At 33.8% G+C, this 23,407-nt stretch carries 20 protein-coding genes and 1 tRNA gene; 4 read left to right on the plus strand and 17 right to left on the minus strand.

Features of this window, described 5'->3' with window-relative positions; all coding sequences use genetic code 11:
* Positions 1-23 precede the first annotated feature (23 nt).
* Positions 24-1,079 (plus strand): endonuclease/exonuclease/phosphatase family protein, encoded by a 1,056-nt coding sequence (locus C0512_RS03720; protein ID WP_290859000.1) that lies wholly within the window; start codon positions 24-26, stop codon positions 1,077-1,079.
* Here the strand turns inward: C0512_RS03720 and C0512_RS03725 are convergent, their stop codons facing one another.
* The 14 genes from C0512_RS03725 to trxB all read right to left on the minus strand — a co-directional run bounded on the left by C0512_RS03725 (position 1,080) and on the right by trxB (position 14,859).
* Positions 1,080-1,691, minus strand: coding sequence for a WbqC family protein (locus C0512_RS03725; protein ID WP_290859001.1), 612 nt, complete (start codon positions 1,689-1,691; stop codon positions 1,080-1,082).
* Positions 1,692-1,699: 8 nt separating this feature from the next.
* Positions 1,700-3,250 carry a signal peptidase I gene (gene lepB, locus C0512_RS03730; protein WP_290859002.1) on the minus strand — a complete coding sequence of 517 codons (1,551 nt, stop codon included), beginning with the start codon at positions 3,248-3,250 and terminating at the stop codon, positions 1,700-1,702.
* Between the two features lie 91 nt (positions 3,251-3,341).
* A complete protein-coding gene (dapB, locus tag C0512_RS03735; protein WP_290859003.1) occupies positions 3,342-4,043 on the minus strand; it encodes a 4-hydroxy-tetrahydrodipicolinate reductase in 702 nt (233 codons plus the stop codon).
* Positions 4,043-4,606 carry a DUF5683 domain-containing protein gene (locus C0512_RS03740; protein ID WP_290859004.1) on the minus strand — a complete coding sequence of 188 codons (564 nt, stop codon included), beginning with the start codon at positions 4,604-4,606 and terminating at the stop codon, positions 4,043-4,045. Before C0512_RS03740 ends, dapB begins: the two co-directional genes overlap by 1 nt.
* The gene (locus C0512_RS03745; RefSeq protein WP_290859005.1) at positions 4,606-5,508 is read right to left on the minus strand and encodes a ParB/RepB/Spo0J family partition protein; all 903 of its coding nucleotides are present in this window, start codon (positions 5,506-5,508) and stop codon (positions 4,606-4,608) included. The genes C0512_RS03740 and C0512_RS03745 overlap by 1 nt, the downstream gene beginning before the upstream one ends.
* 6 nt (positions 5,509-5,514) lie before the next feature.
* Positions 5,515-6,279 carry an AAA family ATPase gene (locus C0512_RS03750; protein WP_290859006.1) on the minus strand — a complete coding sequence of 255 codons (765 nt, stop codon included), beginning with the start codon at positions 6,277-6,279 and terminating at the stop codon, positions 5,515-5,517.
* Positions 6,280-6,418: 139 nt separating this feature from the next.
* Positions 6,419-7,300, minus strand: a complete 882-nt coding sequence (locus C0512_RS03755; protein WP_290859007.1) for an SDR family oxidoreductase — start codon at positions 7,298-7,300, stop codon at positions 6,419-6,421.
* 72 nt (positions 7,301-7,372) lie between these two features.
* A complete protein-coding gene (locus C0512_RS03760) occupies positions 7,373-8,503 on the minus strand; it encodes a methionine aminotransferase (protein ID WP_290859008.1) in 1,131 nt (376 codons plus the stop codon).
* 44 nt (positions 8,504-8,547) lie between these two features.
* Positions 8,548-9,111: a GNAT family protein gene (locus C0512_RS03765; protein ID WP_290859009.1), complete on the minus strand. Its 564-nt coding sequence runs from the start codon at positions 9,109-9,111 to the stop codon at positions 8,548-8,550.
* A gap of 73 nt (positions 9,112-9,184) precedes the next feature.
* Entirely contained in the window at positions 9,185-11,311 is a 2,127-nt protein-coding gene (gene scpA / locus C0512_RS03770) for a methylmalonyl-CoA mutase (protein ID WP_290859010.1), read from the minus strand.
* A gap of 40 nt (positions 11,312-11,351) precedes the next feature.
* Positions 11,352-12,707, minus strand: a complete 1,356-nt coding sequence (locus tag C0512_RS03775) for a methylmalonyl-CoA mutase subunit beta (protein WP_290859012.1) — start codon at positions 12,705-12,707, stop codon at positions 11,352-11,354.
* Between the two features lie 3 nt (positions 12,708-12,710).
* Positions 12,711-13,058 carry a septum formation initiator family protein gene (locus C0512_RS03780; protein ID WP_290859014.1) on the minus strand — a complete coding sequence of 116 codons (348 nt, stop codon included), beginning with the start codon at positions 13,056-13,058 and terminating at the stop codon, positions 12,711-12,713.
* Positions 13,059-13,060: 2 nt separating this feature from the next.
* Positions 13,061-13,669: a uridine kinase gene (gene udk / locus C0512_RS03785; protein ID WP_290859015.1), complete on the minus strand. Its 609-nt coding sequence runs from the start codon at positions 13,667-13,669 to the stop codon at positions 13,061-13,063.
* 242 nt (positions 13,670-13,911) lie between these two features.
* Positions 13,912-14,859, minus strand: a complete 948-nt coding sequence (gene trxB, locus C0512_RS03790) for a thioredoxin-disulfide reductase (protein ID WP_290859016.1) — start codon at positions 14,857-14,859, stop codon at positions 13,912-13,914.
* A gap of 200 nt (positions 14,860-15,059) precedes the next feature.
* Between trxB and C0512_RS03795 the strand changes: the two genes are divergently transcribed.
* From C0512_RS03795 to C0512_RS03805, 3 genes are all read left to right on the plus strand, one after another.
* Positions 15,060-15,134, plus strand: a tRNA-Pro gene (locus tag C0512_RS03795).
* 297 nt (positions 15,135-15,431) lie between these two features.
* Positions 15,432-16,667 carry a site-specific integrase gene (locus tag C0512_RS03800; RefSeq protein WP_290859017.1) on the plus strand — a complete coding sequence of 412 codons (1,236 nt, stop codon included), beginning with the start codon at positions 15,432-15,434 and terminating at the stop codon, positions 16,665-16,667.
* A gap of 210 nt (positions 16,668-16,877) precedes the next feature.
* The gene (locus C0512_RS03805) at positions 16,878-17,165 is read left to right on the plus strand and encodes a helix-turn-helix domain-containing protein (protein WP_290859025.1); all 288 of its coding nucleotides are present in this window, start codon (positions 16,878-16,880) and stop codon (positions 17,163-17,165) included.
* An 86-nt stretch (positions 17,166-17,251) separates the two neighbouring features.
* Here C0512_RS03805 and C0512_RS03810 read toward each other — a convergent pair whose 3' ends face one another.
* The 3 genes from C0512_RS03810 to C0512_RS03820 are packed head-to-tail and all read right to left on the minus strand — an operon-like array spanning position 17,252 to position 23,310.
* A complete protein-coding gene (locus tag C0512_RS03810; RefSeq protein WP_290859018.1) occupies positions 17,252-20,227 on the minus strand; it encodes a DEAD/DEAH box helicase family protein in 2,976 nt (991 codons plus the stop codon).
* Between the two features lie 6 nt (positions 20,228-20,233).
* Positions 20,234-21,535, minus strand: a complete 1,302-nt coding sequence (locus C0512_RS03815; protein ID WP_290859020.1) for a restriction endonuclease subunit S — start codon at positions 21,533-21,535, stop codon at positions 20,234-20,236.
* On the minus strand, positions 21,535-23,310 hold the full coding sequence (locus tag C0512_RS03820; RefSeq protein WP_290859021.1) for a class I SAM-dependent DNA methyltransferase: 1,776 nt from the start codon (positions 23,308-23,310) through the stop codon (positions 21,535-21,537). The genes C0512_RS03815 and C0512_RS03820 overlap by 1 nt, the downstream gene beginning before the upstream one ends.
* Positions 23,311-23,407: the final 97 nt, after the last annotated feature.

The raw sequence follows: 23,407 nt of genomic DNA on the forward strand, positions 1-23,407 counted from the left end.
TTTAGTAATTGAATAAATAAAATATGAAAAACCTAAATTGGTTTAATAAAGTGATGTTTTTTTTCAATATAGTATTAACTATAATGACTTTCATTGCTTATGTTTTGCCTTTTTTGGCTCCTAAATTTTTTCCGTTACTTTCTGTGCTGACTTTAGTTTTACCATTGATGTTGATTTTTAATTTATTATTTTTTGTGTATTGGTTGCTGCAATTCAAAAAACAAATGTTGCTTTCCGGGATTGTTTTGTTATTAGGAATCACATTCGTAACTAAATTTTATAAATTTTCTGAAACTAATTTACTAGTCGAAGATGAAGATTTTGTGCTAATGAGTTATAATGTTCGTTTATTTAATTTATATAAATGGATTGAACGTGACGATGTGAGTAGTCAAATTTCTTCCTTTATTAAAGAACAAAATCCGGATATTTTATGTCTGCAGGAATATTCCAGAAATAATAATGTTGATTTCAGAATTTATAAACATAAATATATTTTTGTTGAAGGAAAGAATACTAAATTAGGTCAGGCAATTTTTTCAAAATATCCCATCATTGAAGAGGGAATTATTGAGTTTCCTAATTCAACAAATAATGCTGTTTATGCTGATATTAAAAGAGGGAAAGATACGATAAGGGTTTACAGCATACATTTACAATCAATTAAAATAACACCTGATGTGCATGAAATTGATGAAAATATTCAAGGTGTTTCTCAAGATCAATCCAAACGTATTTTCAGACGAATGAGTGCCTCTTTTAAAACGCAACAGCAACAAGCGGAGATAATTAAGAAGCATAAATTAGACTGTAAACATCCTGTAATTATCTGTGGGGATTTAAATAATAGTGCTTATTCTTTTGTATATCGAAGTATTAAAGGTGACTTAAATGATACTTTTGAAGAAGCAGGTTCAGGCTTTGGGAAATCGTATAATTTTAAATATTATCCGGGTCGAATAGACTATGTTTTTACTGACAAACTGTTTTTGGTTAAACAATTTACTACTCATGCTGAATTTATTAATTCAGATCATTTTCCAATCGTAACGCGTTTAGCATTTAAGAAAATAGAATAATTATAACTTCTGATTTTTTAAATAATCTAAGGCATATCGACCTTCATTAAATAGTAAATCTAAAATACTTAAGTTGTTTAAAAAACCATGTTTGTCTTCAAAAACCTGTGTGTAATGTTCACAACTGGTTTGGTCTTTTTTACCGTTAGTTAAAGTTCGATAATCAATATAATCCGGACTGTTTTGAAAGTACTCTGCTGTTTTTTCGAAAGGTAATGTTATGCCTAAACACTGGTTAACTATCTCAAAAACTTCTAGGTTTAAATCTAATAAAAAAGTTTGCTTTTTTTGAAATATCGGAAGAATATCATCTTCAAAATATTCAAAAAAAGGAGATGTTCGATAGGCAGCTTCTAGTGATTTGAAATGTTGTTTTTGCCAATTGAAATCTTGTTCTATTTTTACTTCTTTCGTTTTTTGGTGAGCTTCTTTAGAATGTTTTATAGGTATATTGAGCAATTGTATTCCATTCGGACTATAAATATACATTCTGTTCCGATTAGTTTGTTTTTGGAAATTATCTTCCGTTTCAAAGGTAATCGAATCAGCCTGAACCATCGCTGCATAATGGCTAATTGAAGGAAAGTAGGTTGGATATAATAAAGCCTTCATATAGAAATTTATTCAGCAGATTTTTTCCTTTTTTTTCTGAAATAATCAAAACCAAACCAAGCTACCAAGGCAATTACAAAATAGATAAAATAGGATACGGGTTTTCCGCTACCTCCAACGGTAGTAAACATTCTTTCCCAACGAACTTTGTCAAATAATTTTCCCCAAGGTTCATTTTGGTCTAAACTCATCCAAATAAATACCGGTTTTCCAACAATATGATCGGCTGGAACATAGCCCCAATAACGGCTGTCTTCAGAATTATGACGGTTATCTCCCATCATCCAGTAGTAATCCATTTGAAAGGTGTAAGAATTAACTACTTTTCCATTGATTTTAATTTCATCACCGTTTACTTGCAACTCATTTTTTTCATAATCGGTGATTATTTCTTTGTAAAATGGTAACGTTTCTTTGTTTAAAACCACTGTTTTTCCGGCTTGAGGAATATATATTGGGCCAAAATTATCTGCATTCCAACTTTTTGTGTGTGGAAAAACTTTTGTATTACCAATAGTATCAATGTTTTTGGTCACTGATTTAACCATTGGATTATTTCTCAAACGGTTTACATTTTCGTCTGTTAATGCTGAAAAAGTATATGAATTTTGTGAATTAACATAAATACCATCGGTGATTTGTAATTCTTTAAATATATATTCTTCGTTAAATTGTGAGCCGTCCGTTTCAACATTATAAGAAAATTGTAATCTTTGACGGTCATGAAGCGGAAGTAATTTTCCATTAACAAAAACATCTCCTTTTATAATTTGAAGACTATCTCCTGCAATGGCAGTACAGCGTTTAACGTAATTAGATTTTTTATCAAGTGGTTTGTCTGCTCTTTTTCCCGATCTGTCGAAAAATTTATAAACAGTATCTTTTGGCCAGTTAAAAACCACGATGTCATTGCGTTCAACACTTTGTATACCCGGAAATCTAAAATAGGGTAGTTGTGGCCAACTAAAATAGGATTTTGTTTTTATAAATGGTATGCTATCGTGAACCATTGGTAGGGCAACTGCCGTTGTTGGAGTTCGTGCCCCATAATGAAATTTACTTACAAAGAGAAAGTCTCCAATCAATAACGATTTTTCTAAAGATGAAGTAGGGATAGTATAGGGTTGCATGACATACGTATGCACTGTCGTTGCTACAACTATGGCAAATAAAATAGAGCTTACAAAATCTGCTGTTGGATTTTTAGGATGTAAAGAACGTTCTTTTATGTGGATAACTTCTTGGGTATAATTCACATAGCCAATATACAATCCAAATGTTATCACCGCCAAAAGAGTATCTAAAGAAGAATGTTTACCAAAACTTCTTAAGGTTTCTACCCAAATCACCGGAAACATGATTAAATTGACAATAGGGATAAATAATAAAAAAGTCCACCACCATGGGCGATTAATTATTTTCATCAATATAACGGCATTATAAACCGGTATGGCAGCCTCCCAAGATTGTCGACCTGCTTTTTGATATAATTTCCAAGTGCAGATATAATGCACGAGTTGAATCACTAAGAAAAATATAAACCACTGATATAATGTCATTTTATAAAAATTTAAGTTTGTTTTTAATAAACTGGCTAAATTGTATTAGTTGTATCTCAAGAAAAATTGTTACCAATTTAACTTTTAATTATTATTTTAATCCCAAAACATCTTTCATTGTAAAAACACCGGTTTTACCAACAATCCATTCCGCGGCAATAATTGCACCAAAGGCAAAACCATCCCGATTGTGAGCAGTATGTTTAATCTCGATAGTATCTACTGCTGAGGTATAAAAAATAGTGTGAGTTCCCGGTACATTATCCACTCTTTTGACATCAATAAATAAATCATCTTTTAGTGGGTTTTCAATACTCCAACTATTTTTATCGGTATGATTTATAATTGAATTAGCCAACGAAATGGCAGTTCCACTTGGTTTGTCAAGTTTTTGAGTGTGATGAATTTCTTCCATCGAAACATTATATTGATTGAATTTTGACATCATTTTAGCCAAATAATCATTCAATTCAAAAAATAAGTTAACTCCTAAACTAAAATTAGATCCATAAATAAACGCTGCTTTTTTCGAATGACAAAGCTGAACCATCGTATGGTAATTTTCTAACCAACCTGTTGTGCCTGAAACTACCGGAATTCCTTGTTCGATGCAATAGGAAATATTTGAAACGGCTGCATTTGGAATACTGAAATCAATCGCGACATCTGCTAATTCTAATCCTTCAAACGAATCGGAACTCGATTTTCGCAATACAATTTCATGTCCGCGTTCTAAAGCTATCCGTTCAATAACTTTTCCCATTTTCCCATAACCTAACAGTGCTATTTTCATTAGAATTTATAGTTTAATACTAACCCTAAATTTTGTTTTCTAGTGATGTCATTTATATTCATGTCAGGTCTTAAGGATAGATTCTCGTTGACATTAAATTGAATTAAATGGGCATCAACATTCGCGTCTATAATGTTTAATACATAAATACCTATTATAACCATCAGTGAAATATCACGATTTCTTTGATAGGTACGCTGAGCATTAATCAATACATTATCAGAGTAAATGCCATAATATTTATCGTCTGTGTAGCCTTCTAAACGTCTTTTATAAATATCTCTGAATTCATTATAATAGTTATTATTATCATTATAAAAATAATAACCAATAGCTAATCCACCATAAACAATGGGTATTTTCCAGTATTTTTTATTATAAGCTTGTCCTAAACCCGGCAGTATGGCAGAATAAAAGGCAGCTTTTGAAGGTGCCAAAGGGTCAATTGGTTTGTATTTTACCGTGTCTTGGGTTTGACCAAATTCTTCAATTTGAACTTGAGCATTAGCAAAAGTTGTCCCCAAAAGGAAAAAAGCAAAAAATATGATTCTTAAGCTATGCACTATCCTTTTATTAAAGCTATAATGCGTTGAAAATCAGCTTCAGATTTGAATGGAATGGTGATTTTTCCTTTTCCTTTCGCATCAATTTTTATATCAACCTTTGTGCCTAACGTGGTTCCAATTTCCTTTTTATCCATTTCTGAAACGGAAAACGGTGGAATAGCTTTTATTGTCTTTCCTGATTTTGGTTTTAAACTTTCCTGATAATTTTTTACGACATTTTCAGTTTCCCGCACAGATAGATTTTGACTGATAATTTTATGATAGATATCTGATTGTATATCCTCATTTTCAATTGTAATCAAAGCTCGACCATGTCCCATGGAAATAAAACCATCCCGAATACCGGTTTGTATAATTGGGTCTAATTTCAATAACCGCAAGTAATTTGCAATTGTCGAACGTTTTTTTCCAACTTTATCGCTCATTTGCTCTTGTGTTAATTGAATTTCATCAATCAAACGTTGGTAGGACAAGGCAATTTCAATAGGGTCTAAATCATGACGTTGAATATTTTCAACCAAAGCCATCACCAATGATTCATTATCATCGGCAATTCGAATATAGGAGGGGATGACCGTTAAACCGGCTATTTTTGCAGCCCGTAGTCTTCGTTCTCCTGAAATTAATTGGTACTTATTAAATTCTAGTTTTCTTACTGTAATAGGTTGAATTACGCCTAATTCTTTAATGGATGAAGCCAGCTCCTGAAGTGTTTCTTCATTAAAATTACTTCGTGGTTGAAACGGATTAATTTCAATTGCTTCTAATTCAAGTTCGATGATATTACCAACAACTTTGTCGGCATTTTTATCATTAACTGATTTAATATCGTTTTCAGGATCTTTTAATAAAGCGGATAATCCTCTTCCTAATGCTTGCTTTTTGATGGCTTGTGTCATAAAATACTAGCTATTTTTTTTTATAATCTCTTCTGCCAAACTTAAATAATTGTTTGCTCCTTTACTGGTTGCATCAAAATTAATGATGCTTTCCCCAAAACTTGGAGCTTCACTTAATTTTACATTTCGTTGAATAATGGTTTTAAATACCATGTCATTGAAATGTTTTTGTACTTCTTCTACCACTTGATTTGATAAACGCAAGCGGGAATCAAACATGGTTAATAATAATCCTTCAATATCTAAATCGGGATTGTGTAATCGTTGAATGCTTTTGATTGTATTTAATAATTTACCTAAACCTTCTAATGCAAAATATTCACATTGAATAGGAATAATTACACTATCAGCGGCAGTTAATGCGTTCAAGGTCAATAAGCCTAGGGAAGGAGCACAGTCAATTAAAATGTAATCATATTGGTCTTTTATCGATGCTAATGCTTCTTTCAGCATATATTCTCGATTCTCTTTGTCAACCAATTCAATCTCTATGGCAACTAAATCAATGTGAGCAGGAATAATATCTACATTCGGTGCTGAACATTTCATTATTGCCTCAGCAGCAGTATTACTGTGTTCTAAAACTTGATAGGAACCAATGGCGACAGAATCAACGTCAATCCCCAATCCTGAACTTGCGTTTGCTTGAGGGTCAGCATCAATCAGTAATACTTTTTTTTCTAAAACACCTAAAGAAGCCGCTAAATTTACGGTAGTTGTAGTTTTTCCAACACCTCCTTTTTGGTTAGCAATTGCAATTATTTTACCCATTGATTTTATAAAATTTTGAGCCGTAAAATTACGATTATTTATGGGTTTTTCAACTTCAAGTTGTTAACAAATGTTAATTGTTTTGTCCTTCAAATGATTAGCTTTTAAATCGAAAAACGGGATACAAATTCTTATTGAATTAACCGTTTTTCTTCGCTTTAATCATAGCTTCTAACATATCCCACATTTCTTCGGGAATAGCTTCTAAAAGATTAAATTGACCGGCACCTTTTAACCATTCACCACCGTCAATGGTAATAACTTCACCATTTACGTAAGCCGAAAAATCAGATACTAAATAAGCCGCTAAATTGGCTAATTCCTGATGATCGCCAACTCTTTTCAAAGGTACTTTTTTGGCCATATCAAATTTTTCGGCTAAATCGCCCGGTAATAAGCGGTCCCAAGCCCCTTTGGTTGGAAAAGGTCCGGGTGCAATAGCATTACTACGAATACCATATTTTGCCCATTCTACAGCCAAACTTCTGGTCATAGCCAAAACGCCCGCTTTTGCCGTTGCACTAGGTACAACATAAGCAGAACCTGTCCATGCATAAGTTGTGACAATATTTAAAATTACAGAACTTTCCTGTTTGGTATCAATCCAATGTTTTCCAAAAGCCAAGGTGCAGTTTTTTGAACCTTTTAAAACGATGTCAATAATCGTATCAAAAGCATTGGCCGATAATCTTTCTGTTGGTGAGATGAAATTTCCGGCAGCATTATTCAGTAATACATCCGCTTTTCCAAATGTTTTTACTACTTCTTGTAACATTGCTTCCACTTGATCATAATGGCGAACATCACATTGCAAAGGCAAACAAATTCCTCCGGTTTGTGATTCTAATTCAGCAGCGGTTGTTGTTAACTTGTCTAAATCTCTGGAAGTTATGGCTACTTTTGCTCCTAATTCTAAGAAATATTTTGTCATCGCTTTTCCGAGTCCGCTACCGCCACCGGTTACAACAATTACTTTGCCTTCTAGGGCATTATCACGAAGCATTTTTGCAGAAAAATTCATAAATAGTTGGTTTTTTGTAAAGATATAAAATAGCTATAATTCTGAAAGTAATTTATAGTTTATGTAACGTTTTTATTTTAATTTAAGCAATCGTTCTGCTGCTTTTGTGAGTGTTTCATCATCTTTGGCAAAGCAAAAGCGAATGCGTTTTAAATCGGTATTATCACCGTAAAAAATAGATAGCGGAATGGTTGAAACACCAAATTCAGTTACTAATCGTTTGGTAAAATCCAAGTCAGATTCAGTTGAAATGCCTTTGTAAGAAGCAACTTGAAAATAAGTTCCTTCACAGGGTAATAATTCAAAAGAGGTTTCTTTCATTAAGTTTTGAAAAAAATCACGTTTTTGTTGGTATACTGTTTTGACTGAACTGATGTCGAAAATATCTAAATAATCACTTATGGCAGCTTGAGATAGACTGTTGACACTAAAAACTAAAAATTGATGTACTTTTTTTACTTCTTTCATCAAATGTTCAGGAGCAACGGCGTAACCAATTTTCCATCCAGTTAGGTGTAATGTTTTTCCAAAAGAAGAAGTAATAATTGCCCGATGACGCAGTTTTTCTCTTGTATTGACAGAAATGTGGTTGTTTTCAAAAGCTATGTATTCGTAAACTTCATCGGATAAAAGTAAAACATCAGGAAATTTTTCTAACAAATTTTCTAATTCAACAAACTCTTTTTCACACCACATTTTTCCGGAGGGATTGTGCGGATTATTTAAAATTAGAAGTTTAGTTTTAGGCGATAAATGATGAGCAATTTTCTCAAAATTTGGGGAATAATCCTCATTTAAAGAAACGCGAACCGGTTTGGCATTGCTTAATAAAATGGGGGTTTCATAACAATCATAACTTGGATCCAAAATCAATACTTCATCACCAGAATGAACTAAAGCTTGAATGGTTGCAAAAATAGCTTCTGTAGCTCCCGCAGTAATTAGCAGTTCCGTCAAAGGATTGATGACTCTTTGGTAGGATTGAGCGGTTAGTTTGGCAATTTTTTCCATCAAAGTCGGATAACCTGCCATTGGCGTGTATTGATGCACATCTGAACCTGCTAATCGTCTTGTAATCTCAGCCATTTTTTCATCAATCGGAAAATTTGGAAATCCTTGAGATAAATTTATGGCATTGAAATCTACTGCCATTTTAGACATGACAGTGAAAATGCTGGTTTGCAAGTGCGGAAGTTTAGACATATTGTAAAAATAGAAATGTTTTAAAACTAATTGAGTTAAAAAGCTTATTTCTTAACAAAATTTCGTTTTAAAAGCGAATAGACCGCTGAATCCCAAAACTTGCCGTCCCAATATTCGTTTTCTAAAAAGTGGGCTTCTTTTACAAATCCATTTTTCTCTAAGACTTTTGCAGAAACATGATTTTCCGGGTCCACAACCGCTTCTACTGAATGAAAATTTAGCACATTGAAACCATACTCTAAAATCATATTAATGGCTTCACTTACAATTCCTTGACCTTGGTATTCGGGCAACAACATATACCCAATTTCCGAACGGTAATTTTCGGTTTGAATGCGATAGTGACCAATAACACCCAGTAATTTTGGATTTCCTTTTACTGTAATTGCCCAATTGATACCGATATTGTTTTCAATTTTTTCGGTAATCATTCCAATATGTTCCAATGCCATTTCTGTAGACGTAACTAAGGGTCTCGGAATGAATTTCATCGTTTCCGGATTGCCACGAAGTTCCAATATTTCATTAACATCATCAGTTGAAACCGCTCGCAGTAACAAACGATTGGATTCTAGAATGGGGAATGGAGTAAAGGAGAGGGTGAGCATTTTATTTTTTTTGTAAAGATAAAAAAAACACCAACCTCTCAGTCAGTGTTTTTCAATTATGTAATTTCAACTATTAATCTTCCAGTAAAACCTCCAAAATACTAATCGCTGCTTCACTAATCTTAGTTCCGGGGCCAAAAACAGCAACTGCTCCAGCATCGAATAAAAATTGATAATCTTGATGAGGAATCACACCACCCACAATGACCATAATGTCTTCACGACCGTATTTTTTAAGTTCTTCAATTACTTGTGGAACCAAGGTTTTGTGTCCGGCAGCCAGAGAGGAAACACCTAAAATGTGCACGTCGTTTTCAACGGCTTGTTTGGCTGCTTCGGCTGGCGTTTGAAATAACGGGCCAATGTCCACATCAAAACCAACATCAGCATAACCGGTGGCAACCACTTTTGCTCCGCGGTCATGACCGTCTTGTCCCATTTTCGCAATCATAATGCGGGGACGACGACCTTCTTTTTTTGCAAAGGCATCGGCTAATTGTTTCGCTTTTTCGAAACTTACATCATTTTTAATTTCTTTACTATACACGCCACTAAATGTTCTGATTTGTGCTTTATATCTGCTGAAAACTTCTTCTAAGGCATCACTGATTTCACCCAAAGTAGCTCTGTTTCTAGCAGCTTCAACGGCTAAAGTTAATAAATTTTCAGTTCCTGTTTTTGCCGCTTCTGTCAATTTTGCTAAACAAACTTTTACTTGTTCATTATTTCGACTCGCTTTTATTCGGTTTAAACTTTCAATTTGTTGTTTTCGAACCATTTGATTATCAACATCCAAAATCATCAACGGATCTTCTTTCTCCAAACGGTATTTGTTGACACCCACAATGATATCCTGACCACTGTCAATTCTGGCTTGCTTTCTGGCAGAGGCTTCTTCAATTCGCAATTTGGGAATTCCGGCTTCAATGGCTTTTGTCATACCGCCTAATTCTTCTACTTCTTCAATCAAAGCCCATGCTTTTTCAGCAATTTCATTAGTTAAACTTTCTACATAATAACTTCCTGCCCAAGGGTCAACCGTTTTACAAATTTTAGTTTCTTCTTGTAAAAATATTTGTGTATTTCGAGCAATTCGAGCTGAAAAATCCGTTGGTAAAGCAATGGCTTCATCCAATGCATTGGTGTGTAAAGATTGTGTTCCTCCAAAGGCGGCTGCGGCTGCTTCAATACAAGTTCTGGCCACATTATTAAAAGGATCTTGCTCTGTTAAGCTCCAACCTGATGTTTGACAATGGGTTCGTAGAGCCAGTGATTTTTCGTCTTTTGGATTGAATTGTTTTAATAGTTTTGCCCATAACATTCTCCCTGCTCGCATTTTGGCAATTTCCATAAAGTGATTCATTCCAATTGCCCAGAAAAATGATAAGCGAGGAGCAAAAGTGTCAATATCCATTCCGGCAGCTAAACCGGTTCGAATGTATTCTAAACCATCGGCTAGGGTATAAGCTAATTCAATATCTGCAGTGGCTCCGGCTTCCTGCATGTGATAACCGGAAATCGAAATTGAATTGAATTTAGGCATATTTTTGCTGGTATATTCAAAAATATCCGCAATAATTTTCATGGAAGGAGTAGGTGGATAGATATATGTATTTCTAACCATAAACTCTTTCAAAATATCATTTTGAATGGTTCCTGAAAGTAAATTCGGAGCAACACCTTGTTCTTCGGCTGCTACAATATAAAAAGCCATGATTGGTAAAACTGCTCCGTTCATAGTCATTGAAACCGACATTTCGCCAAGGGGAATTTGGTCAAATAATACTTTCATATCTTCTACCGAATCAATGGCCACTCCCGCTTTTCCTACATCACCAACCACGCGTTCGTGATCAGAATCATAACCGCGGTGCGTTGCCAAATCAAATGCAACTGAAAGACCTTTTTGACCAGCAGCTAGATTTCTACGGTAAAAAGCATTACTTTCTTCCGCTGTAGAAAATCCGGCATATTGACGAACTGTCCAAGGACGACGGACATACATCGTGGCATAAGGACCTCTAAGATTTGGTGCAAATCCGGCAGCAAAACCTAAATGTTCTAATTTTTCAACGTCAGATTTATGATAAGATTGTTTTAATTCAATGTGTTCAGCTGTGCTGAAAGGGACAACAGAACTAGTATCAGCTTTTTTTACTGCACTTTTCAAGGTTAACTGTTGTATGTTTTTTCGTTTCATTTTATAAATTCTATTGAAACCGTTTTGTTAATTTATCTAATTATGCTTCTAAGGATAATCGTTCTTGTTCTGTTTTTTCGGCTAAACGTTTTTCAATAATTGGCGTTATCAACGTTTTTCGGGCGTTCGTTTTTACAAAAGGAAAAAGTTCTAATTCTTTTGCCATTTTATCATTTTTGTTTGGATATTTATTGGTTCCCAACAAAACTTCTTTTCCGGAATCAAATAAGTCTTGTTCTTTTTGAGCACTTTCATTGATTTTACGTTGAATTGTTCCTTCTATTAATTGCGTAATTAATCCGCCGTTTGCTTCAATATCTTTAAATAATTCCAAAGCTTTTTCAGCTAATTGCTCGGTTAATGATTCAATATAATAGGCACCGTCTGCAGGGTTGTGCACTTGATTGAAATAACTTTCATGCTTTAAAACCAATAATTGGTTTCTGGAAATTCTATCCCCGAATTCATTGTCTTTGTGATAAAGTGCATCATAAGCCAAATTAGAAATTCCGTCTGCACCTCCCAAAATAGCACTCATACATTCTGTAGTAGTACGAAGCATATTCACATTATAATCGAATAAAGTTTTGTTGCGTTTGGTGGGAGTAACAATGATATGACAATCAAAGGTATAGTCATATTCTTTTGCTAACGAATCAAAAAGTAATCGCAAGGCACGTAATTTTGCTATTTCGAAAAAATAATTGGTTCCAACAGAAACTTCAAAAGTTATTGGAGTTGAAATACTATCAATTCGATTGAAATATTCATTCACATGAGCCATGGCATAAGCCAATTGTTGAATGATATTTGCTCCTGCATTTTGATATAAATCAATTTTACAACTTAGGAATGGAAAATTTAACGATGCTACAGATTGCAGTTGGTTGAAATCTTTTTCTAATGATTCAAACCAATTTCCGTCCTTCGCTAATTGCCCTATAGTATCTTGTAAAACAATGATTTTGTAGTTATTTTGAGAGGCAAAAGATGCGGATTTCTTGATAAAATCAGCCGAAAGAAATAACACGTTAAAATAATAGATGATGTTTTCCTTCGGAAGATTTTTCATCAGTTTTTCTAAAGAAACAGTATCAGATTCAAGCGTAAACCGAATTGATTCTGCTCCTCTATTAATCGTTTCTGCTGCTCTTTCATTAGACTTTGAAATATCATAAACATAAATGTTTTGAATAATTTTAAATCCGTTTGAAATTGGTGATTCGAATTTTAACTGATTTTCATCGGCGTGGTAAAAAGGTTTTACTTTAATACCTTCCGGACTTTCCCAAACTAAAGTTTCGTTATAATCAGCCCCTTTGAGTTCGTACTGAATTTGCTGTTTCCATTGTTTGGATGAAACAGATTCAAATTCGTTGAATAGATGCTTAGACATCGTTTATAGAGATTTATTGTTTTCTTCTTCTAACAAATCCTCTTCAAATTCGATGATATAAATATCTTCGCTGTCGCGTTTCATATAATACTTTTCGCGAGCATATTTTTCAATTTGATCAGGATTGTTTAATCGTTTAATATCAAGACAGTCTTTTTTAATTTCGTCTTGGTAGTATTTTTTATTGGTTTCAAGTTCATCCAATTCTTTATTTAAAACGCGATGTTCAATGTAAGAATAGTTATCAAGGAAAAGCATCCAAACAGCGAAAAAAACAAGTACTAATACATATCGGTTTCCGACATATTTGAACCATGGGTGTTTTTCCTTATAGCGTTGGATAAAGTTCATGTTTATAATATTCGTTGGTTAATTACGGCTCGAACTACATCGATGGCAACTGTATTGTATTTGTCATTCGGAATTATAATATCTGCAAAGGCTTTGGTGGGTTCAATGAACTGTTCGTGCATTGGTTTTAACGTAGTTTGATAGCGATTTATAACCTCATTCATATCACGTCCCCGTTCTGCAATATCACGTTTTAATCTTCGAATTAGTCGTTCATCAGAATCGGCATGAACATATACTTTAATGTCGAACATATCACGAAGCTCTGGATTAGATAGGATTAAAATGCCTTCAACAATAATTACCTTTCTGGGATGAGTAATAATTGTGTCATCTGTTCGATTGTGTGTAACAAAAGAATAAACCGGTTGTTCAATTATATTACCCGCTTTAAGTTCTTTTAAATGGTTAACTAATAATTCGAAATCGATGGCTCTGGGATGATCAAAATTAATTTTCGTTCGTTCTTCATAGCTTAAATTATGTGTTTCTTTGTAGTAGGAGTCTTGAGAAATTACTCCAACCTCGGTGTCAGGAAGTTCATTCATGATTTGATGAACAACAGTTGTTTTTCCACTCCCGGTACCTCCTGCAATTCCAATAATCAGCATAATTTATTTATTGTTTTATTCCCTACAAATTTAGGAAAATTTAACTACTTAGAATTAGTAATGCAAATCTTTTTTAAAGGAGTTACTAACGAAAACGTTTTAAAAAATGAGATTATTTAAAAAACAGGATTGAATTTTAAGAAATGTGAAATGGAAGGAAATAAATTCTTTTTCAAAGGAAAATTTACAAATAAAAAATCCCGAACATGTCAGGATAATTTTATTCATTTGGTTTGGTGTAATTATTCTTTTGACGCTAAATATCTTTCTGCATCTAAAGCTGCCATACAACCTGTACCGGCTGCGGTTATTGCTTGTCGGTAAACATGATCAGCGGCATCACCGGCCACAAAAACTCCGGGGACATTAGTTTTAGATGTGCCGGGAATATTTTTGATATATCCTGTTTCATCTAATGTAATAAAATCTTTAAAGATTGCAGTATTAGGTTCATGTCCAATGGCAACAAAGAATCCGGTAGTCGGAATTTCAGTTTCAACGCCACTTGTTCTTTCTTTTACTAAGACTGAACTAACCACTTGACCGTCTCCCTTTACTTCTATGGTTTCGGTATTTAATAAGATTTCTATATTTTCAGTTTTTCTAACTCTGGTTTCCATTATTTTTGAAGCTCTGAACTTTTCACTTCGCACTAACATGGTTACTTTTTTACACATTTTAGAAAGGTAATGTGCCTCTTCACAAGCTGAATCGCCGGCACCTACAATCACAACTTCTTGATTTCGGTAGAAGAAACCATCACAAACGGCACAAGCAGAAACACCACCCCCTAATTTCAAGTAATGTTGTTCTGAAGGTAAACCCAAATATTTTGCTGATGCACCTGTAGAAATAATGACCGTTTCACAATGTAATTCTATGGTGTCATTTATCCAAACTTTATGAATAGGTCCGGTAAAATCAACTTTTGTTGCCCAACCATCTCTAATGTCGGTATTGAATCTTTTGGCTTGAGCCTGAAGTTGAATCATCATTTCCGGACCGGTAACCCCATCAGGATAACCCGGAAAATTTTCAACTTCATTAGTGGTTGTTAATTGACCACCGGGTTGAGTTCCTTGATATAACACTGGTTGCATACTTGCTCTGGCGGCATAAATAGCAGCAGTATATCCTGCAGGGCCAGAACCTATAATTAAACATTTTACTTTTTCTATCGTATTTGACATGACTTAAATTTTTCAATTTCGAAGTGCAAAGGTAAGTTTTAATAGAAAAAAAATTCTTAATTGTTGATTAGTTTTAATAAATTATAAAAAATGAAATTTTCTTTTGAGTTTTGATTTGTAAAACATTTTATTTGTTTTATATTTGCAACCTCAAATAAGGGAAATGATTTGAAAATATCCCGATTTTGAAATTTGCTTTTCGGGGTGTAGCGTAGCCCGGTTATCGCGCCTGCTTTGGGAGCAGGAGGCCGCAGGTTCGAATCCTGCCACCCCGACAACACTTACACTAAGTAAGGTCTAAAACCCTCAAATTCTATGAATTTGAGGGTTTTTTGTTTTATATCATATCAAGAAACCCCAATCAATATCAATCTAAATGTGAGTTAAACGGTGAGTCTTTTTAAGTTTTATATTTACTCACTGAATAGCTTATAAATAACTGCAAATCATTTATTTACAACATTTATTTTGATGCTATTTATTATTGTTTGACTTCTTTACTGCATCCCTTCCAACGGTTGGAATGAGAGAACAGCGCCAAAGAGTATGAGTTGAACATAAAATAAATGGATATGAAGAGTAAAAACACCTTTGGGATTCAATTCGTGTTACGGTTGCCCAAGAACAAGAAAGATGAGACGGCCACTGTTTATGCAAGGATTACAGTAAACGGTCGCAGAGCTGAAATTTCCTTAAAAAGCAAAGTATCGATCAACAATTGGGACGAAGCAAAAGGAAAAGCAAAAGGGAAACGGCAAGAAATCGTAAAATTGAACAGTCACATGGAACAGGTGCGTTCTTTGATCTTTGATAGCTATCAGGAATTGATACAGCAAAACAAAGTGGTTTCTGTTGATGCTGTTAAAGCCAAATACCTTGGTGAAGATATAGAGGAAGCAATGACCTTGCTAAAGGTTATTGAATATCATAAGCAAGTAGCTATTACAAAACTTGCACCAGGCACCATGAAGAACTATTACACGACAGAAAGTTATCTCAAAAAGTTTATACAACATCAATATCGTAAAAATGATATAACACTGGATGAACTCAATTATAAGTTCATTCTGGATTTCGAAAACTTCCTTATTAATTATGAGTCGGTTGATCATCATAAATCTCTTAATAATAATGGAGTGATGAAACACATGGAGCGTTTGCGGAAAATGGTAAATATGGCTGTTATGATGGACTGGCTAGAAAAGGATCCTTTTTCCAAATACAAACTCCACTTCGACAAGGTAGAACGAGGGCATCTTACAAAGGAAGAATTAAAGGTATTGAGCAATAAAAATTTTAAAATTGAACGGTTGCAATCTGTACTTGATATGTTTCTTTTCAGTTGTCACACGGGGCTTGCCTACATTGATATATTCAATCTAACCCGAGAAAACATTGCTAAAGGAATCGATGGCAGGGATTGGTTAATGACCAACCGACAAAAAACGAACACCACGGTTAGGGTTCCCCTCTTGCCGGAGGCGGTTCAATTGATCAAGAAATATAAAGACCATCCCGTAGCTTTAGCAAAAGTCACCCTTTTTCCAGTCATTTCCAATCAGCGCATGAACGGTTACTTAAAGGAGATTGCTGAAATCTGTGGAATCAATAAGAATTTTACGTTCCACCTTGCTAGACATACATTTGCTACCACTGTAACTTTGAGTAACGGTGTTCCGATTGAATCTGTCAGCAAGATGCTTGGGCACACTTCAATACGTACTACACAGATTTATGCAAAAGTTGTGGAACACAAACTTAGCGAGGATATGCAGAATCTAAGGGAGCGAATGGCTGTAAAGGGTTAGCTCGATGCAATGGGTTTATTTTATAGAAGGTTTTTATAAAGAATGCGTCAGGTAAGCCATGCCTTTTCTAGCCAAATGGTGCCTTTGGATGCCAATTTATTAAAGCCTTTAGTCACTTTCAGTTCATTTGTATTCATAGTGGCAGAATTGATAACAGAAGACTGTTCTGCCCTTCAGAAAATTATTTTAATAATATCAAAGGAATTGCAAATGAGAGTAGAACTTATCACCCGAGAGGATCTTGAAAGTTTTAAAAAAGAACTTTTTGAAGAAATCAAAAGACATTCACCTTATATGAGAAAATCGGCACAAGAACCAAAGGAATGGTTGAAAAGCTATGAGGTACGTAAATTATTAGGAATTTCGGCAGGTACACTTCAAAACCTCAGGTTAAATGGAACATTACCCTATACTAAAATAGGTGGATTGATGTACTATCGTTACGAAGATATTCGGAAGTTGTTGGACGGTCATGAAAACCGAAAAGAAAGAACTTAATGGTATGGGCAGGTATTTTTATTTTGGTCTATAACAAACATAAAAATTTGGTATAATATTTACCAAATTTTTATGTTTATAGCAAACTAAACGCTCCTTAAAACTCTGTCATACACCTCATTAAACCAAAGACGCTTAAACTCTTTATTCACCCTATCGTCAGTAAGTTTATTGTATAGACCCAACTTCCCATCAATAAAATTTAATAATTCATCATCGATCGTTTCGTCAAACTTATCTTGGATATTCGCTTTAGAGTTATTCTTATTAAAGAATGTCATTAACTCTTCGTTTTGATATACATTCTCTTTCATCTTCATAAATTCGATCTTGTCTTCATCTTTTAAATCTAAACCAAACGTGTCATTTAATACTTTTATGATTTTCGTCAATAGTTCAAATTCATCTTCTTGAGGACCAATACCACCACCAGGTTTTTGACCTTGCATATTGGTTTCAGTACTTTCTAACTGTAAATCCGTGGTATATTGGTGCTGTAGCTTATAGCTATCTAATTCAACATTTTCTAGCACATCAGTTGGTAAGGACGATCTATTTGAAGGTAATTTCTTAAATAAAGCAGCCAATAATACATAGTATTTTTCTAAATCTACATCAGTAAAGGTGATGATTTGTGATAAGAATCTATATAAACGGATAAAATCATTGATAGATGCTTTTAAATCTATTTGTACTTCCTCTTCAAAGCCATTATAACGTTCAGCCAAATTATTTAGAATTGGTTGTAATTTTTCCATATTATCCCCTTTTCTAAAGAAGATTTCTGCAAAAGCATCTAAGTCATTTTTGTAAATTAAATTTGATGACTCAATTTTGTTCAATACATCATAGACTGAATTTTGGTCGGTTTGATCTTCAAACTCCATTCTGTTGCTACCATAATAGAATTGAAAATCTAACTGTACTTTTTCAGGATCATTTACAAAATCAAGTACCATAGTAGAATCTTTCCCTTTGCGTGTACGATTCAAACGACTAAGTGTTTGCACCGTACTTGAACCACCTAATTTCTTATCTACAAACATTGTATGCAACAAAGGTTCATCAAAACCTGTTTGGTACATATTTGCAACAATTAAAATTCTATATTTAGGTAGTTTTAAAGCCTCTGGAACAGATACTTTACCTTCTAGTTGGTTCATAGAAGCAGAGGTGTGTTCTGCGCCTGTATCGCCATCTGTAACCGTACCACTAAATGCTACTAAAGCTTCATAAGGCAGATTCATTTCACGCATAATTTCATCAAACTTTAGTTTGTAACGAACTGCATGTAACCTGCTTTTTGTAACTAACATAGCACGCGACATTCCTTGAATTTCATTTTGCGTTTGTGATGCAAAATGTTCTAGCATTATACGCGTTTTTTTATCAATAGCATGATCCTGTAAATCAACGTAATTAGCTAACAAACGTAACGTTTGTTTTTTAGAATATTCTTTGTCTTCTACCTCAGAACGTTTCACTAATTTATAGTAACGTCGCCAAGACATGTAATTTTTAAGTACATCTAAAATAAACCCTTCTTTTATAGCTTGTTCCATTGAGTACAGATCAAACTCAGTTTTATCACCTGCTTGATTTCTAGTCCCAAAGATTTCCAAAGTTTTAGTTTTTGGGGTAGCTGTGAATGCAAAGAAAGATATATTCTTTTGGTCACCTTTACTTAGGATTTCATCTTCAATAATATCATCTAAACTTTTTTCTACAATATCTTTATCTTCTGCTTCTTCCAAGGATAAAGCCTTACGAAGATGACGAGCTGATTCGCCTGCTTGTGAACTATGAGCCTCATCTATAATCACTGCAAATCTGCGATCCGAAAAGTGTGACACAGATTCAGATATAACCGGGAATTTTTGTAAAGTTGTTACAATAATTCTACTTCCATTTTCAATAGCAAGTCTTAAATCTTGTGCTGTTTTATTTTCATCTATATATGCCACTGCACCAGGAGTTTGCTCGAACTGGCGAATGTTATTTTGGATTTGTTTATCTAATACACGGCGGTCGGTAACTACAATAGTGGTATCAAACAATGACTTGGAATCTGATGGTTTTTGATATACATCAGATAAACGGTGTGCTAACCAAGATATAGTGTTAGACTTACCAGAACCAGCTGAATGCTGAATTAAGTATTTTTGGCCTACACCTTTTTCTTTTACATCTGTCAATAATCGATTTACCGCACGGCGTTGATGAAAACGAGGAAAAATTAACACTTCTGATTTCTTTACTTCAATGGCATTAGTTTTTGCATTAAAAACTTTTTCTTCATTGATTTGAAGATTGATAAAGTTCTGTACTAAATCTAGCAAAGAGTCTTTACGTAATACATCACGATACCAATACGCCGTAGCAAAATCATCTTCACAATAGTTTTCTAAATCTTGATTGAATGGTAAGAAAAATGTTTTCTCATCTGCCAAACGCGTTGTCATGGCTACTTTTTCTGTACTTACAGCAAAATGAACCAAACACCGTTGAAATTCGAAAAGCTTTTCTTTAGAATCTCTATCTTTCCGATATTGCTCTATAGCTTGTGAAAGATATTGTCCCGTTAAAGCATTTTTTAGTTCAGCCGTAACTACAGGGATTCCATTGATAAAGAATGCTAAATCAAGTGAATTGTTGTTTTTGTTGGAATAAGCTAACTGACGAACAATAGTCAGTTTATTCTTTTTATAGTTTTCTAAATGTTCAGGAGAGCGGTTGTGGTTGGGCTTAAAGTAAGCCATTTTTAATTTAACACCACGATCTTTCATAGCGCCATCACGTAGCACTTGCAATGTTGTATTATTAGTAATAGACTTTGCTAAATTTTCTACAATCTTTTGATTTGTTAAATCCCCGTATTGTTCCTGTAGCCTTGCGTATTCATTTGGTTGAGTATCTTGTACAAAGGCAACAATATCTTCCTCAATAAGACATAAATCTTTATTGTAAACACTAGTGTGTTTTTCTTGATACTCTTGTACGGTATTTACCAGATAATTTACCACATGCGCTTCGAATGCAGCTTCGTTCGTTCCTGTAGCCATAGCGTATTATATATCTATCTTGCCTGTTACGGCTTCTGAGATTAATGATTGACGGTATTCTTTTAGTTTGTCGATTTGATTTGATATTTTTTCTTTCGCCTCATCTATTATTTGGAATTGTTTTTCAAAATATAATACAATATTTTTTTGATCCTCATAAGAGGGCAAAATTACTTTTAATGATTTTAAAAGAGTTTGGCTTAAGGATGCTCTGGTTACAATATTCATCTCTTTAACTAATGAAACTCTAATATAATTACTTCTAAAAAAGTATTTAGAATATTCAGGATATAATTCTTTTAAATTATAAGGTCTAAATCTTATAGTAAAACCTGAAAAAACTGCATTTTCAATTGTTTTTAGACAGGTGGATGCAATTCCAATCTCTTCAATAGTTTCAGATGTTCTAGTGAAGAAAACATCACCGTATAACACCGAATATGCTTCGCGATCTTCTTCAGAAGATTTTGCTAAACCTTCAATTTGAGTAGGTAACTCATAGTTTTTATAAATATCTCCATAACTTACAAATGGATAACCTTCACCAAAATAATCACCACCTTTACTTACACCATTTTGACAACTTCCTAAATAACCAAGGGGTTTCACCTCCCAATGCTCAGGAATTTCCCCGATCCATTCGATACCAGAATCCTTCATTGAGGCAGATGGATTAAGTCCTTTGGTTGCCGTTTCATCGATAATGGTTTTTTTCTTTTCTTCTAAAGATAAAAGCATCTGCTCTTTTTTCAGAATAATGGTGTCAATCTCCGACGTTTTTTTATTCAAAAACTCAGCAATGCGGGCTTGGGTTTGGATTGGAGGAACTGGGATTAAAGAACTATTAATAACCTCTTGATTGAAAATTTTAGCACCATAAATATTAATATTAGCATTCTGTTCTAATATAATAGGTAGCATATAATACAAATACCCCAAACATCTGTCATACTTTGGTACAATAGCTAAAATTGCTTCATTTGTATATAAATCTTTCCCCGCAAAGGCTACTTTGCCTATACTCAATTTAAATGAATACAATAAGGATCCTTTTTTTACGGGCAATTTGCCTGAATTATCAACACCCTTTTGGCTTAACTTATTCTTCGTTTCAAAAATAACTTTTGAATTTAAATCAGATATTGTTACCCAATCATAGTCATCAGAGTCATAGAATTCTGATTTATTTGTTGGAGGTGTAAAACCAACACTAAAATCTAAAATATATTGAAAAGCAACAATCTTCCATGAGTTTGGTACGTTATTAATCCACCTTAATTTTAAGTATTTAGAATTAGTTACTACCATTACACAAACAATTCTTTAATTAAATCAGAAATTCCTTTTTCACCATCTTTCCCAAACTCAAGATCTAAGATTTCTTGTTTGATATCTCTAGATGGACGTAAAGGCACATAATTGTAGAAATATTTAGAGAAATTAATCTCATAGCCAATTTTAATTTTGTTTGCATCTGGCCAAGCATGGTCTACATGCGGCAAGATGTTTTCTGCAAAATATGTGCGAATATCCGCAGACAATGGAATGCGTTCTGTACTGCGTTTTTTGGAATCGGCAACTAATTCCCCTTTTTTATCTTTTTTAAACTCACCATTCTCATCCAAGATTGGTCGTTCAACTGGTACACTATAATAGCCGAAGAATTCATTATCAAAAATTTTTGAATACTCATTTTCCTCAAAATTTGAGTAGATATCTACTACACTATCAATGTGCTGTTCCAGTATCTCGTTACGTTTATTACCTAAGCTACGTTTATTAGATACAGCAAAACCTGTTTTACCCGCACGCTTATCCTCGACATCAGACGAATTTATTAATTGTACTTTACCACGACGATGGGTAGGTTTATTATTGTCTAAAAACCAGATATAGGTACCAATACCGGTATTATAGAACATGTCTTTTGGTAAAGAAATGATACAATCTAATAAATCGCTTTCAATAATAAATTTACGGATATCGCTTTCGCCACCACCAGCACTACCTGAAAATAGAGGTGAACCGTTGGTTACGACAGCTATTTTACCACCCGATGTTTCCATTTTAGAAATCATATGCTGCAAGAACAATAATTGTCCATCACCTTTTGAAGGTAAACCTGCATAAAAACGACCAGCAGGGTTGGTACTTTCGTTTAATACAAAATCGTAATCCTTTGCCCATGTAACGCCATACGGAGGATTAGCAAATTGGTAGTGAAATTTTTTATCTGGGAAACGGTCATTTGTTAAGGTATTTCCGTGTTTAATATTATCTACATCACCTCCCGAAATTAAAGCTTCGGCTTTGGCAATCGCATAAGACTGCTCATTGATTTCTTGACCGTAAGTAAAAATGGTTGGTTTTGGTCCTACGGTGAATAATTCATCAACAATATAATTCTTCGCTAAATTAACCATACCGCCAGTACCCATTGTTGGATCATAGACAGTACGAATGATTCCAGATTGTGCTAATTCTTCTTTTTCTGTAGAGAAAACCACTTTATACATCAATTCAATTACATCACGTGGTGTAAAGTGCTCTCCAGCCGTTTCATTGGATTGTTCGTTCGAGATTCGTATCAACTCTTCGAATACATATCCCATATTTTGGTTATCGTACTTACTTAAAGATAAATCTACATCGCACATGGCTTTCACCATTTCGTACAATAATTTATTCTTTTGTAGACGAGCAATGATTTTTTCGAATTGAAAATTTTCTAAAATTTCAATTACAATAGCATTAAAACCATTTAAATAATTATGGAAATCGATATCGATTGTTTTCGTACTTTCTTTTAATGAGTCAAATGTGTGTCTGGATGTATTATGAAAATTCAGACCACCAGCTGCTTTTTTTAGGATAGGTGCTAATTTATCATCTGCTACCTTTCCTTTAAAATTTTCGTAAGCAGTACGTACATTTTCGTTTTTGTCTTTTAAGATACAATCTAAACGACGTAATACGACGAATGGTAATAATACATCACCAATTTCGTTTTTCTTGAAAACATTCCATAGTACCTTATCAGTAATATTAAAAATAAAGCTTATATCAGGTCTTTTTATAGACATATTATTCTAGTGTTTGATTTTGTTAATGCAAAGATATGTTTTAATTGTGCAGTACAAATGCATTGGTTATGGGAAATGATTAATTAATCTATTTTGT

This window comes from Flavobacterium sp. (assembly GCF_013822155.1).
Taxonomy (GTDB): Bacteria; Bacteroidota; Bacteroidia; order Flavobacteriales; family Flavobacteriaceae; genus Flavobacterium.

Excerpts from the sequence above, each read along its gene's own strand:
- C0512_RS03720 (WP_290859000.1), top strand. The coding sequence starts at position 24 with ATGAAAAACCTAAATTGGTTTAATAAAGTGATGTTTTTTTTCAATATA.
- C0512_RS03725 (WP_290859001.1), bottom strand. The coding sequence starts at position 1,691 with ATGAAGGCTTTATTATATCCAACCTACTTTCCTTCAATTAGCCATTAT.
- lepB (WP_290859002.1), bottom strand. The coding sequence starts at position 3,250 with ATGACATTATATCAGTGGTTTATATTTTTCTTAGTGATTCAACTCGTG.
- dapB (WP_290859003.1), bottom strand. The coding sequence starts at position 4,043 with ATGAAAATAGCACTGTTAGGTTATGGGAAAATGGGAAAAGTTATTGAA.
- C0512_RS03745 (WP_290859005.1), bottom strand. The coding sequence starts at position 5,508 with ATGACACAAGCCATCAAAAAGCAAGCATTAGGAAGAGGATTATCCGCT.
- C0512_RS03750 (WP_290859006.1), bottom strand. The coding sequence starts at position 6,279 with ATGGGTAAAATAATTGCAATTGCTAACCAAAAAGGAGGTGTTGGAAAA.
- C0512_RS03755 (WP_290859007.1), bottom strand. The coding sequence starts at position 7,300 with ATGAATTTTTCTGCAAAAATGCTTCGTGATAATGCCCTAGAAGGCAAA.
- C0512_RS03760 (WP_290859008.1), bottom strand. The coding sequence starts at position 8,503 with ATGTCTAAACTTCCGCACTTGCAAACCAGCATTTTCACTGTCATGTCT.
- C0512_RS03765 (WP_290859009.1), bottom strand. The coding sequence starts at position 9,111 with ATGCTCACCCTCTCCTTTACTCCATTCCCCATTCTAGAATCCAATCGT.
- scpA (WP_290859010.1), bottom strand. The coding sequence starts at position 11,311 with ATGAAACGAAAAAACATACAACAGTTAACCTTGAAAAGTGCAGTAAAA.
- C0512_RS03775 (WP_290859012.1), bottom strand. The coding sequence starts at position 12,707 with ATGTCTAAGCATCTATTCAACGAATTTGAATCTGTTTCATCCAAACAA.
- C0512_RS03780 (WP_290859014.1), bottom strand. The coding sequence starts at position 13,058 with ATGAACTTTATCCAACGCTATAAGGAAAAACACCCATGGTTCAAATAT.
- udk (WP_290859015.1), bottom strand. The coding sequence starts at position 13,669 with ATGCTGATTATTGGAATTGCAGGAGGTACCGGGAGTGGAAAAACAACT.
- trxB (WP_290859016.1), bottom strand. The coding sequence starts at position 14,859 with ATGTCAAATACGATAGAAAAAGTAAAATGTTTAATTATAGGTTCTGGC.
- C0512_RS03800 (WP_290859017.1), top strand. The coding sequence starts at position 15,432 with ATGAAGAGTAAAAACACCTTTGGGATTCAATTCGTGTTACGGTTGCCC.
- C0512_RS03805 (WP_290859025.1), top strand. The coding sequence starts at position 16,878 with ATGAGAGTAGAACTTATCACCCGAGAGGATCTTGAAAGTTTTAAAAAA.
- C0512_RS03810 (WP_290859018.1), bottom strand. The coding sequence starts at position 20,227 with ATGGCTACAGGAACGAACGAAGCTGCATTCGAAGCGCATGTGGTAAAT.
- C0512_RS03815 (WP_290859020.1), bottom strand. The coding sequence starts at position 21,535 with ATGGTAGTAACTAATTCTAAATACTTAAAATTAAGGTGGATTAATAAC.
- C0512_RS03820 (WP_290859021.1), bottom strand. The coding sequence starts at position 23,310 with ATGTCTATAAAAAGACCTGATATAAGCTTTATTTTTAATATTACTGAT.